This is a genomic window from Lysinibacillus sp. FSL P4-0201, from assembly GCF_038593425.1.
In the GTDB taxonomy this organism is placed as follows: domain Bacteria; phylum Bacillota; class Bacilli; order Bacillales_A; family Planococcaceae; genus Lysinibacillus; species Lysinibacillus capsici.
Genome location: NZ_CP151995.1, coordinates 3,381,023 through 3,392,906, shown reverse-complemented (window position 1 = coordinate 3,392,906; position 11,884 = coordinate 3,381,023). Strand labels below are relative to the sequence as shown.

Genomic DNA, 11,884 nt, shown 5'->3' with positions numbered 1-11,884 from the left:
TATTTTGAAACTTTTTATAAGGGTTCACCGTAAACAATAGTACTAAGCAAAAGGAGGAACAGACATGAGTGTGAAAAGGACACTAATGATTGTTGGACTTGGAATATTTGGAATTATTGCACTTATTACAGTTTTTACTTCATGGTACACGGTAGATGAATCAGAGCAAGCTGTGGTTATTACATTTGGTCGTGCCGATGATACAGTAACAAATCCAGGTCTTCATTTTAAATTACCTTGGCCCGTCCAATCCGTAGAAATTTTGTCAAAAGAAACGTTTAGTCTGCAATTTGGTTATAAGCAAAATAAAGCAGGTGAGTTAGAGGCATACGATGCCGAAACAAAAATGATTACGGGGGATGAAAATATTGTCTTAACAGACCTTGTTGTTCAATGGAAAATTACAGAGCCTAATAAGTTTTTATTTAATTCGCAGGATCCAGAAAGAATATTACATAGCGCGACATCGAGTGCCATTCGTTCTATAATCGGAAGCTCTTCTATCGATGCAGCGTTAACAGAAGGTAAAGCTGACATCGAAGCAAATACTCGCCAATTATTAGTTTCTCTTATTGAAAAATACGATATTGGAATAAGCGTTTTAGGTGTGAAATTGCAAGATGTAGAATTGCCAAATAAAGATGTGCGTGCTGCATTCACTGCTGTAACAGATGCACGTGAAATGAAAAATACAAAAATAAATGAAGCTGAAAAATATGAAAACCAACGCATTAGTGAAGCTGAAGGCGAACGTGATGCTATTATGTCGAAAGCAAAAGGAACTAAAACAGCCCGTATCGAGCAAGCACAAGGGGATGTAGCGGTCTTTAATAAAATGTATGAGCAATACAAGGGCAATCAGCAAATTACACGAGAGCGGTTAATTATAGAGACGCTTGAAAATGTCCTACCGAAAGCACAAATTTACATTATGAATGATGATGGTAGTACGATGAAGTATTTACCACTACAGCAACTACAGCCTCAACAGTCGCAACAGACACAAACAGAGAAAAAAGAGGGGAGCGGTAACTAATGGACCAAAAAAATAAGGATCTAGAAAAATTCCTCAATTTCTTATCTGGCAAAAGTAAAAAAGCTGCTCCTTCAGAAGGTGATTCGGGAGACAATGTAGTTAAAATGTCGAAGAAAGGACCGAAGAATCCTAAAAAATATATCTCTCTAGCTGTAACCTTAACGGTCATATTCGCTCTAGTGATTACTTTATTAACGAATATTTATATAGTTAAAGAATCAGAGTATGCTGTTGTTCGGCAGTTTGGAGAGGTTGTTAAGTTTGAGCGTGAACCAGGTTTAAATATGAAAATTCCTTTTATTCAAAGTGTCACAAAGTTACCAAAAAACCAAATGACGTATGAGATTTCGGAAGAAGAAATTAATACAAAGGATAAAAAACGAATTATTATTGATAATTATGCTGTATGGCGTATTACGGATCCTAAGCTCTTGATTTCGAATGCTGGTACGATAGAAAAAGTTGAATCACGTATGGAAGAGTTCATTTATTCTGTTATTCGCTCTGAACTTGGCCGAATTAACTATACGGAGATTATAAATGATGAGGATTCTTCTCGAGGCAGCATAAACGATCGAGTAACTGAACGTGTTAATGAACTTCTTTCCAACGATAACTATGGTATTGAAGTAGTAGATGTACGTATACGTCGCATTGATTTACCGACTGAAAATGAACAATCCGTTTTTACGAATATGATTTCAGATCGTGAATCAATTGCACAAAAGTATCTTTCAGAGGGAGATGCACAGAAACGTCGTATTGAGGCACAAACGGATCAACACGTACAAGAAATGCTTGCTAAAGCAAGTAAAGAAGCTGCTTTAATTCAAGCTGAAGGAGAAGCAGAGGCTGCAAAGATTTACAATAAATCTTTCTCTCAAGATCCTGAATTTTATTCTTTATACCGCACATTAGAATCCTATAAGAAAACGGTTGGGGAAGATACGGTTATTATCTTGCCAGCTACTTCACCATATGCCAACATCTTGTCTGGTTATATTAAATAAACGCAGTTTAAAGTCGTCTCTGTCTTGAAGGAGACGACTTTTTTGTTGCACTAGAATTATAACTATCCATGAAATCGAATTATTATAGTATGAAAATAATAGAAATTTATAAGTTTGTATTCCCGAATCAACTATAATTTGATAGAATGATAATGTTTAAAAAAGAATAGTTGGGGGTAAGGGCTTTGAAATTACAAATTAGCAAATGGCTCCAAAATTTAGGGATTGCTTGTAGTATAGCTTCGATATTAACACTTTTCTACCGTCTATCCGATTTTTCGTGGGTGACGAAAAGTGTTTATCATATACCAGTATTTTTTGTTTGTATCTTTTTAATCAGTATCATTATTGCAGATGATGTAAGAAACCTTTTTAAGAAATTATTTTGGTATGAAAAAAGAAAGGTCAAGCGTCCTATTTGGCAAGTTGGAATTGGCTTAATCTTCTTTTTGGCACAAATTAGTACAGTAATGGTATTTAATCAAGAGCTAACATATCCACAATTAGGCGGCATGCCGTTATTTCTTGTGTTTGCTTTTATGAATGCATTTATATTAACTGTCATCTATGAAGAAGTTTTTTATCGTACTTCAAATCAATAACAACTATTAAGAACTTTCATTTACAGGAGACTTGTCCTTGAATGAAAGTTTTTGCTTTTTAGTAATGGATGTAATAGGGTCTTATGCCTTGTTAATACGAAAATTATTAACATTTGTCAGTATTGCCCTTATTTAATCTGTAGTACAGTCAAGTTATTGAGAATAGTCAATGACTAAACTTGATAGGCAGATGCATACATACCATATTGAATTTTTTAACCTAGTTTTAACCTTTAGTATGTATGATAAGCAAAGATTCATTTTAATAGGAGGTAATAAAGATGAAAAAGGTCGTGTTTGGAAGTGCTTTAGCAGTCGGATTATTATTTAGTGGGGCAGGGCAATCCTCTGCTAATAGCCTAATTCAACCAATTGATATTCAAGGCATGGATCTAGAATCAGCATTACAGGCAGTCCAATCACAGCGAGCACAGCTGTTAGAAAATCAGCTTAAGGATCAACTAGAGGATGTTCAACAACGAAATCAACAGCTAGCTGATTTGAATGCACAGCAAGGTCAAATGGATATGCTCCGTTTACAAAGCATGAATAGTAAACGAAATGAGGCTTTTGATGTAATGACTAATTTTGTAAAAAAAATGCAGGATAGTCGTTCATCTATTATAGGTAATATGCGTTAAGGAGTTAAAATATTTTAAACAAGTCAACCGCTACGCGCGGTTGGCTTTTTTGAATGAATAGGAATGCTAAAGTAGCGGATAAAGTCTAAAAGTGGTGGATAAACCATTAAAAATAATGGATAACCTTGAGGATGGACGCCTGCTTTTTTTACTTGAAATGTATTGTTATGATAAAGTAGAAGAAGAAGACAACGCAGGAGGATAAAATCATGACCAAGGAAAAATTACTATTATTGGACGGTAATAGTTTAGCGTATCGCGCGTTTTTTGCGTTGCCATTGCTAACGAATGATAGTGGCATTCATACTAATGCTGTATACGGCTTTACAACAATGCTACAAAGAATATTAGAGGAAGAACAGCCAACCAAAATATTGGTTGCTTTTGATGCTGGGAAAACAACATTCCGCCATGAAACCTTTACAGAATATAAAGGAGGACGTCAAAAGACACCACCAGAATTATCAGAGCAATTTCCTTATTTACGAAAGCTTATTGATGCGTATGGTATTAAGCAATATGAGCAGGAGTTATATGAAGCGGATGATATTATCGGAACGCTTGCTAAAGAGGCTTCGTCGCAGGATATGGATGTTATCATCGTTTCTGGAGACCGTGATTTAACTCAGCTGGCGACAGAGCAAGTAACCGTTTATATAACGAAAAAAGGTATTACGGAAATAGAGAAAAATACACCAGCCTTTATTGCGGAAAAGTATGGGTTAACGCCGCTTCAAATTATTGATATGAAAGGCTTGATGGGGGATTCCTCCGATAATATTCCTGGTGTACCAGGCGTCGGGGAAAAAACGGCTGTAAAATTATTAAAAGAGCATGGCTCCGTTGAAGCACTTTATGAAGCAATGGATACATTGAAAGCTTCTAAAATGAAGGAAAAGCTTGTAGCTAATGAAGAGCAAGCCATCATGAGTAAGAAGCTGGCAACGATTTATACGGATGCTCCAATCACCATTTCACTGGCTGATCTTGCATATAATGGGCCAAAAGAAGATGAATTAATCAATGTGTGGCGTGAGCTTGGCTTTAAATCGCTGCTTGATAAAAGTGACTTTACAGTGCAAGAAGAAGAACAGGCGCCTCTCGATTATGACCTAGTCCAGGAAGTTCGACCTGAGGATTTAAAAGACGTGATGGCCGTGCATGTAGAGCTTGAAAACGAGCACTATCATACTTGTCAGCAGCTGGGAATTGCCTTATCAGATGGCGTAAAGACGCAATATATTCCATTTGATAAAGCAGCAAAATCAGATATTCTCCGTCGTTGGCTAGAAGATGCCACAAAAATAAAATATATATCCGATTCTAAGGCAGCTCAAGCATCATTAAAGCGAGCTGGGATTCAATTAGCTGGCGTTGACTTTGATTTGCTACTTGCCTCTTATATTAATAATCCAGCATTAAGTGGCGATGATATCGCAACACTTGCAAGGGAATTAGGCTACTATGATGTCCAAGCAGATGAAGCGGTATATGGAAAAGGTGCCAAGCGTGCAATTCCTGATTTGGACCACCTTGCACAGCATGTTAGCCGTAAAGCTTTTGCAGTATGGTCATTACAGCCGAAACTGGAAGCCTTATTAAAGGAAAATGAACAATTCGATCTTTATAAAAACCTAGAGCTACCATTGGCAGGAATTTTAGGTGAAATGGAAAGCGAAGGGATTACGGTTAACCGCGCTACGTTAGAGAAAATGGGGCAAGAGCTTAATGATAAACTTGTAGTAATTGAGCAAGAAATTTATGCAGAAGCTGGAGAAACCTTTAATATTAATTCACCAAAACAATTAGGTGTGATTCTATTCGATAAGCTAGGGCTACCTGTGATTAAAAAGACTAAGACAGGCTATTCAACTGCTGCAGATGTCCTAGAAAAATTACAGTCAGAGCATGCTATCATAGAACATATTCTGTTGTATCGCCAACTTGGAAAATTACAATCCACATATATTGAAGGCTTACTAAAGGAGATTCATGTATCAGATAGTAAAGTGCATACGCGCTTCCAGCAAGCTTTAACTGCAACAGGGCGTTTAAGCTCAACAGATCCGAATTTACAAAACATCCCAATTCGTTTGGAGGAGGGCCGCAAAATTCGTCAAGCCTTTGTACCTTCAAAAGATGATTGGATATTATTTTCTGCTGACTATTCGCAAATTGAATTACGCGTTCTTGCGCATATGTCAGAAGATAAAAACCTTGTTGAGGCTTTCCGTGAAGGAATGGACGTTCATACACGTACAGCTATGGATGTATTTCATGTGTCAGAAGATGAGGTTGATAGTAGTATGCGTCGCGCAGCGAAAGCAGTTAACTTTGGAATAGTCTACGGTATTAGTGATTATGGTCTATCACAAAACTTAGATATTACGCGTAAGGAAGCGGCTAATTTTATTGAAAAGTATTTCGCAAGTTTCCCTGGTGTAAAACAGTACATGGATGACATTGTACAAAATGCAAAATTTAATGGTTATGTGACAACGATATTAAATAGACGCCGTTATTTACCGGATATAACAAGCTCAAACTTTAATTTAAGAAGCTTTGCTGAGCGTACGGCGATGAATACGCCAATTCAAGGTAGTGCAGCTGATATCATTAAAAAGGCAATGATTGATATGGATGCTCGATTGAAAAAAGAAAAGATGCAGGCAAAACTGCTACTTCAAGTGCACGATGAGCTAATCTTTGAGGCACCAAAGGAAGAGATTGCCTTACTCGAAAAAATTGTACCTGAAGTCATGGAAAACGCTATTGAGCTTGCTGTACCGCTTAAAGTAGATTTTAACCATGGCTCAACTTGGTACGAGGCAAAATAAGGAGGGATTCAAATGCCTGAATTACCAGAGGTAGAGGGTGTCGTCCAGGCATTGAAGCCAACAGTTGAAGGACGTACCATTCAACAGGTTCAGCTTTCTGAACGAGTACATTTCTCTTTTAGTGAGGGTAAACAATGTATTGTCAAACAAGCAGCGCCTGATGCATTTGAAAGTACTTTGTCCCAGATGACCATTACCAAAATTGAACGAAGAGCAAAATATATTTTCTTTCATTTGCTGAAGGATGATGTTCCATATGTTCTTGTTAGTCACTTAGGGATGACAGGTGCTTGGTTTGTTGTGAATTCACCCGAAGAAATCAATGAGGCGAAATTTCAAAAGCATATCCATGCGACATTTGAAATGGCAGATGGGGGATACTTGATTTATTCGGATATTCGTCGATTCGGTGAACTTCGTTTTCTGACAAAAATCGAAGATCATGCGCCATTGACAAAAATGGCACCAGAGCCATTTGATGAGCATGCATGTGATTTTTTTATAACAAAATCTAAGCTACCGAAATATGAAAATAAAGCCGTAAAAGAAGTAATTATGGATGGGCAAGTCATTTCGGGCTGTGGCAATATTTATGCAACAGAGGCATTGTTTGCTCAGAAAATTCACCCTGCACGCAAAATGAGCCGCATTAGTGAAAAGCGGAAGCGAGCATTATTTGAGGAGATTGTTGCTGTCCTACGTCAAAGCATTGAAGCGGGTGGTTCAACTATTTCTGATTATCGGAATATTAATGGGGAAGCAGGGAGTATGCAGAATCGATTAAAAATGTATGGGAAAAAGGTATGTCCAGCATGTGAAACGGCAACAAGTCAAATGACAATTGGAGGGCGTACCTCTGTCTATTGCCCAAATTGTCAACATTAAAGGGGATTTAGCAATGATTATCGGACTAACAGGAAGTATTGCAAGTGGAAAAAGTACAGTAGCTAAAATGATGAGCGAACTGGGTTTACCGATTGTTGATGCAGATGTTGTAGCACGAGATGTCGTAGAACCTGGAACTGAGACATTAGCATTGATTGCTGAAAGCTTCGGACAAGCTATCTTGCTTGAGGACGGCAATTTAAATCGAACTATGCTGGGAGATATCATATTTCATGAGCCTGCCAAACGCAAAACGTTAAATGATATCATGCATCCAGCAATCAGAAAAGAAATGTTACGTCAGCGTGATGCTTATTTAGAAGCAGGACATGAACATGTTGTGATGGACATTCCTTTGTTATTTGAGAGTAAGCTTCAACATTTTGTGGAACGTATCATTGTGGTATCGGTCAGTGAAGAAGTTCAGCTTCGACGTTTAATGGAACGTAATAATTTATCTAAAGAAGATGCATTGGCACGTATGCACTCTCAACTGCCGATGTCTGTCAAAGAAAAGGGTGCACATGCGGTCATTTATAATAATGAAAATATAGAAAGTACAGAAGAACAATTAAAAAAAATCCTGCATTATTGGGATGTTATTTCATGAGTTCTTTTATAATGCGTAGCAAGCCGACCTTGCTACGCATTTTTTTATGGGGAAACGCCATAATAAAGAATAATTTTTCAGAAAATAAGAACTTTTATATTCTCAATATATAATGTTCATCTTTTTTAAAATTGTGTTATACTAATCACCATAAAGTATATAATTAATTAATCTGAGTATGTACTCACAGGAGGATATTATAAATGACAGTATCAATTGCTATTAATGGTTTCGGGCGTATCGGACGTATGGTTTTCCGCCAGGCTATCGTACAACAAGATTTAAACATCGTTGCAATTAACGCTAGCTATCCTGCAGAAACGTTAGCACATTTGATTAAGTATGACACAAATCACGGAACATTTGAAGGTACGGTAGAACCAGCAGGCGATGCTTTAGTTGTAAATGGTAAACGAGTTCAAATTATTAGTGAACGTGATCCTTTAAAATTACCTTGGTCTACAATGGGTGTAGATATCGTTATTGAAGCTACAGGAAAATTTAATGAGCGTGATAAAGCAGCGATGCACTTAGCAGCTGGCGCGAAAAAAGTAATTTTAACAGCACCAGGTAAAAACGAGGATGTCACAATTGTTTTAGGTGTAAATGATGACAAATTGGATATTGCGAAACATGATGTTATTTCAAATGCTTCTTGTACAACAAACTGCTTAGCGCCAGTAGCAAAAGTATTGAATGACACGTTTGGTATTGAGAATGGTTTAATGACAACAGTTCATGCTTATACAAATGACCAAAAGAACTTAGACAATCCGCATAAAGATCTACGTCGTGCACGTGGATGCGCCCAATCCATTATCCCAACATCTACAGGTGCAGCGAAAGCATTAAAATTAGTGTTACCTGAATTAGAAGGTAAAATTCATGGTATGGCACTTCGTGTTCCAACACCAAACGTGTCTTTAGTTGACCTTGTAGTAGATTTAAATACAGATGTAACAGTTGATGCAGTTAATGCAGCATTTGTAAAAGCGGCAACAGAAGGTCCAATGAAGGGTATCCTTAATTTCTCTGTTGAGCCATTAGTATCTTCTGATTACAATACAACAACTTATTCTTCAACAGTTGATGGACTTTCTACAATGGTGTTAGGCAACCGCAAAGTAAAAGTACTTGCTTGGTATGATAACGAGTGGGGCTACTCTGCACGCGTTGTTGACCTTGTGAAAAAAGTGGCAAATGCTTTAGAAACGGTAAACGCGTAATAATTTCTATAGATAGCACATTGAAATCGAAAAGGTTTCAATGTGCTCTTTTTTTACAGAAACTTTTCTTGTACTTCAGGTGCTTTAGATTTATCATGAGCCCACAAACGTGAATGCACTTTTCTTACATGTAGGAAATTTGTTATAATAGATATATTAAATTGTTGTAAACCAGGAGAGTAAATATATGAGATGTCCATCTTGCCAATTTAACGGAACGCGTGTTGTGGATTCGAGGCCAGTAGATGATAATAAAGAAATTCGTAGACGTCGTGAATGTGAGTCATGTGGCTTCCGTTTTACAACGTTTGAAAAAATTGAAGAGACGCCATTAGTCGTTGTGAAAAAGGAAGGTTCACGAGAAGAGTTTAGCCGTGAGAAGGTACTTCGTGGGCTTATTCGTGCTTGTGAAAAACGTCCAGTGGCACTTGATGTGCTGGAGGAACTTGTTCTGTCCATTGAAAAAGATCTTCGTCGTATTGGAAATTCGGAAGTACGCTCAGAAGATGTTGGCGAAATGGTCATGGACCGCTTAGCCAAAATTGATGAGGTTGCCTATGTGCGTTTTGCGTCGGTCTACCGTCAGTTTAAAGATATCAATGTCTTTATTGAAGAAATAAAGGACATTATTCAACGTCAAACGGAGAAGAAATCATAGCAAACAGAGAGGATGAATGACGTTGATTCATTTATATAAGGAATTGCAGCCTGGCGATCCTTTCGACATTCGTCTACCTCATGCATTTTCTACACAAGAGCGTCAATTAGTTACATTATTTTATCAACCATTAACGGGATCAGAGCCAGTTAGCCTCTATTTAACATTATGGGCAGAAGCAGAGCAAATGCCAAAGCAGCAAATGACACATTATTATTTAATGAATGTGCTAGGGCTACCAATTGGTAAAGTGTTTGAGGCTCGTATTGCTTTAGAAGCTATTGGTTTGCTGCGTACATGGAAAAAAGAAAATGCTGGTGAGCGTAGTTTTTTATATGAGCTACAGCGCCCATTAGATGCAGATAGCTTTATGAAAGACCCGCTGCTGTCGATGTTTTTGTTTAGTAAAATTGGAGAGCAGGCTTATCGCAACTTACGTCAGCGCTTTATGTCACCTGTAAAGGACTCGGCGTTTAAGGATGTATCTCGTGCTTTTATTGATGTCTATAAGCCTGTTCATGCCAATATCCCATCAGATTTACAAGTGGATACGAGTCATAAGGATAAACAACAAAAAGTATATCCTTTTTATTTGGAGCAATTCGATTTTGATTTATTGCAAGCTGGTTTGTCTGAGCAATTGGTACCTTCCAGTTTGTTGACATTTGAAGTGCGTGAAGCTATAGCCAAGTTGGCATTTTTATATCATTTAACAGCCCTTGATATGCAAAAAGTAGTCATACTTGCTTTAGATGATGATTTAGGAATTTCTCAGGAACGTTTACGAAAGGCTGCTGCTGATTTTTATAAATTAACCGTATCCAAGGAGCCGCCAAAACTTGCCCGTGTCACCGATCCTCTACCAGTAGCAGAAGCGGGACAAAAAACCAAGGATCAGGAACTTCAACACTATTTAGAAACAACGGCACCTGTCCAAGTTTTAAGAGATATAAATAATGGTAAAGAACCATTACAAACCTCAGTCCAACTTGCAGAAAATTTAATCGTTCAACATGGCATGCCAATTGGAGTGGTTAATGCATTGTTAGAATACGTTATGCTAACAACAGATATGAAGCTCCCTAAAAAATATGTGGAAACGATTGCTGATCATTGGGTACGAAAAAATGTCCAGACCGCTAAGGAAGCAATGGAACTTGCACGTCAAGAGCATGATAAATATACAGCTTGGAAAAACAAGCCGCAAACGTCCAATAAAACGAGTCAACAGACTAAAGGACGTTCAAGATATCAACGTGAAGAAAAAGTGCCTGAATGGTTCTATAAACGAAATGACAATCAAGAGGAATCTACCTCTAGTACTATAGATTTTGAAAAAGAGCGACAAAAAATATTAGAGATGCTAGGAAAAAGCGAATAGTAAAGAAGGTGAGCAGTAATCGAACCTATAAATGGACCACTAAAGCGAGCAATTAATGTACCCTCGTTCCAAGAACGCTATGAAGCCATGCGACGTGAAATTTTAGAGCACCCGCATGTGCAGGAATTTTTAGCGCAGCATGCAGATGAATTAAACTATGACAATGTTGAGCGAAATTTACCTAAACTGCATGAGTTTATTAGTCAATCTACTGAGTGCTGTGGGTGTGATAATACCGAACATTGTACAAACTATTTAAAAGGATTCATCCCGACATTAAGGGTTGTTCGGAATTCTATTGAAATGGACTATGTGCGCTGTGAGCAAAAGATTAGGGAAGAAGAACGCCGAGATGTTGCGAATATGATTGCAAGTATGCATATGCCCAAAGATGTGCTACAAGCAACAATTCATGATTTAAGTATTGATGATGAATCACGTGTGGCGATTGCACAAAAAGCAGCTCAATTTGTTAAAATAACAAAAGAAACTGGTCAATTACCTGCAAAAGGTTTTTACCTATATGGTAAATTCGGTGTAGGGAAATCCTTTGTACTTGGGGCATTGGCCAATGAATTAGCCTCTATTAAAATCCGCTCTGTGGTAGTTTTCGTTCCAGAATTTTTACGAGAAATGAAAAATGCCATTGGCGATAATACATTGAATGAGAAAATTGATTATATTAAAAAGGCTCCTGTCTTAATGCTAGATGATTTAGGCGCGGAGACAATGACTGCCTGGACACGTGATGAAATTTTGGGGACTATTTTCCATTATCGGATGGCAGAACAATTGCCAACTTTTATTACGTCTAATTTTAACTATGAAGAATTAGAGCATCACTTAGCTCAGTCACAAAAAGGTGATATTGAGGTTGTTAAAGCGGGACGAATTATGGAGCGAATTAAAGCCCTAACAGTGCCGATCGAAATGCGAGGCAAAAATCGTCGGATGTAACATTGATAGTTGCATTTTTCGACAATCGAGCGTATACTGAC

11 protein-coding genes are annotated in these 11,884 nt (G+C 37.6%); all 11 read left to right on the top strand.

Annotation, left to right across the window (positions count from 1 at the left end):
* Positions 1 to 64: 64 nt before the first annotated feature.
* Positions 65 to 1,036: an FtsH protease activity modulator HflK gene (gene hflK, locus MKY76_RS17005; RefSeq protein WP_048393591.1), complete on the top strand. Its 972-nt coding sequence runs from the start codon at positions 65 to 67 to the stop codon at positions 1,034 to 1,036.
* Positions 1,036 to 2,046: a protease modulator HflC gene (gene hflC, locus MKY76_RS17000; protein WP_342556885.1), complete on the top strand. Its 1,011-nt coding sequence runs from the start codon at positions 1,036 to 1,038 to the stop codon at positions 2,044 to 2,046. The genes hflK and hflC overlap by 1 nt, the downstream gene beginning before the upstream one ends.
* A 185-nt stretch (positions 2,047 to 2,231) precedes the next feature.
* Entirely contained in the window at positions 2,232 to 2,648 is a 417-nt protein-coding gene (locus MKY76_RS16995; RefSeq protein ID WP_048393595.1) for a hypothetical protein, read from the top strand.
* A gap of 281 nt (positions 2,649 to 2,929) precedes the next feature.
* A complete protein-coding gene (locus MKY76_RS16990; protein WP_048393597.1) occupies positions 2,930 to 3,289 on the top strand; it encodes a hypothetical protein in 360 nt (119 codons plus the stop codon).
* 209 nt (positions 3,290 to 3,498) lie between these two features.
* Complete coding sequence (polA, locus tag MKY76_RS16985; RefSeq protein WP_342556884.1) at positions 3,499 to 6,126, top strand: DNA polymerase I; 2,628 nt, start codon at positions 3,499 to 3,501, stop codon at positions 6,124 to 6,126.
* Between the two features lie 12 nt (positions 6,127 to 6,138).
* On the top strand, positions 6,139 to 7,011 hold the full coding sequence (gene mutM / locus MKY76_RS16980; protein ID WP_048393602.1) for a bifunctional DNA-formamidopyrimidine glycosylase/DNA-(apurinic or apyrimidinic site) lyase: 873 nt from the start codon (positions 6,139 to 6,141) through the stop codon (positions 7,009 to 7,011).
* Between the two features lie 13 nt (positions 7,012 to 7,024).
* Entirely contained in the window at positions 7,025 to 7,621 is a 597-nt protein-coding gene (gene coaE / locus MKY76_RS16975; protein ID WP_103118646.1) for a dephospho-CoA kinase, read from the top strand.
* Positions 7,622 to 7,824: 203 nt separating this feature from the next.
* A complete protein-coding gene (locus tag MKY76_RS16970; protein WP_004226274.1) occupies positions 7,825 to 8,847 on the top strand; it encodes a glyceraldehyde-3-phosphate dehydrogenase in 1,023 nt (340 codons plus the stop codon).
* Between the two features lie 187 nt (positions 8,848 to 9,034).
* Positions 9,035 to 9,505: a transcriptional regulator NrdR gene (gene nrdR / locus MKY76_RS16965; protein ID WP_004226277.1), complete on the top strand. Its 471-nt coding sequence runs from the start codon at positions 9,035 to 9,037 to the stop codon at positions 9,503 to 9,505.
* Between the two features lie 16 nt (positions 9,506 to 9,521).
* Positions 9,522 to 10,886: a DnaD domain protein gene (locus tag MKY76_RS16960; RefSeq protein WP_342556883.1), complete on the top strand. Its 1,365-nt coding sequence runs from the start codon at positions 9,522 to 9,524 to the stop codon at positions 10,884 to 10,886.
* Between the two features lie 27 nt (positions 10,887 to 10,913).
* Positions 10,914 to 11,843 (top strand): primosomal protein DnaI, encoded by a 930-nt coding sequence (dnaI, locus tag MKY76_RS16955; protein ID WP_255349866.1) that lies wholly within the window; start codon positions 10,914 to 10,916, stop codon positions 11,841 to 11,843.
* Positions 11,844 to 11,884 lie beyond the last annotated feature (41 nt).

Excerpts from the sequence above, each read along its gene's own strand:
- hflK (WP_048393591.1), top strand. The coding sequence starts at position 65 with ATGAGTGTGAAAAGGACACTAATGATTGTTGGACTTGGAATATTTGGA.
- hflC (WP_342556885.1), top strand. The coding sequence starts at position 1,036 with ATGGACCAAAAAAATAAGGATCTAGAAAAATTCCTCAATTTCTTATCT.
- MKY76_RS16990 (WP_048393597.1), top strand. The coding sequence starts at position 2,930 with ATGAAAAAGGTCGTGTTTGGAAGTGCTTTAGCAGTCGGATTATTATTT.
- polA (WP_342556884.1), top strand. The coding sequence starts at position 3,499 with ATGACCAAGGAAAAATTACTATTATTGGACGGTAATAGTTTAGCGTAT.
- mutM (WP_048393602.1), top strand. The coding sequence starts at position 6,139 with ATGCCTGAATTACCAGAGGTAGAGGGTGTCGTCCAGGCATTGAAGCCA.
- coaE (WP_103118646.1), top strand. The coding sequence starts at position 7,025 with ATGATTATCGGACTAACAGGAAGTATTGCAAGTGGAAAAAGTACAGTA.
- MKY76_RS16970 (WP_004226274.1), top strand. The coding sequence starts at position 7,825 with ATGACAGTATCAATTGCTATTAATGGTTTCGGGCGTATCGGACGTATG.
- nrdR (WP_004226277.1), top strand. The coding sequence starts at position 9,035 with ATGAGATGTCCATCTTGCCAATTTAACGGAACGCGTGTTGTGGATTCG.
- MKY76_RS16960 (WP_342556883.1), top strand. The coding sequence starts at position 9,522 with ATGACGTTGATTCATTTATATAAGGAATTGCAGCCTGGCGATCCTTTC.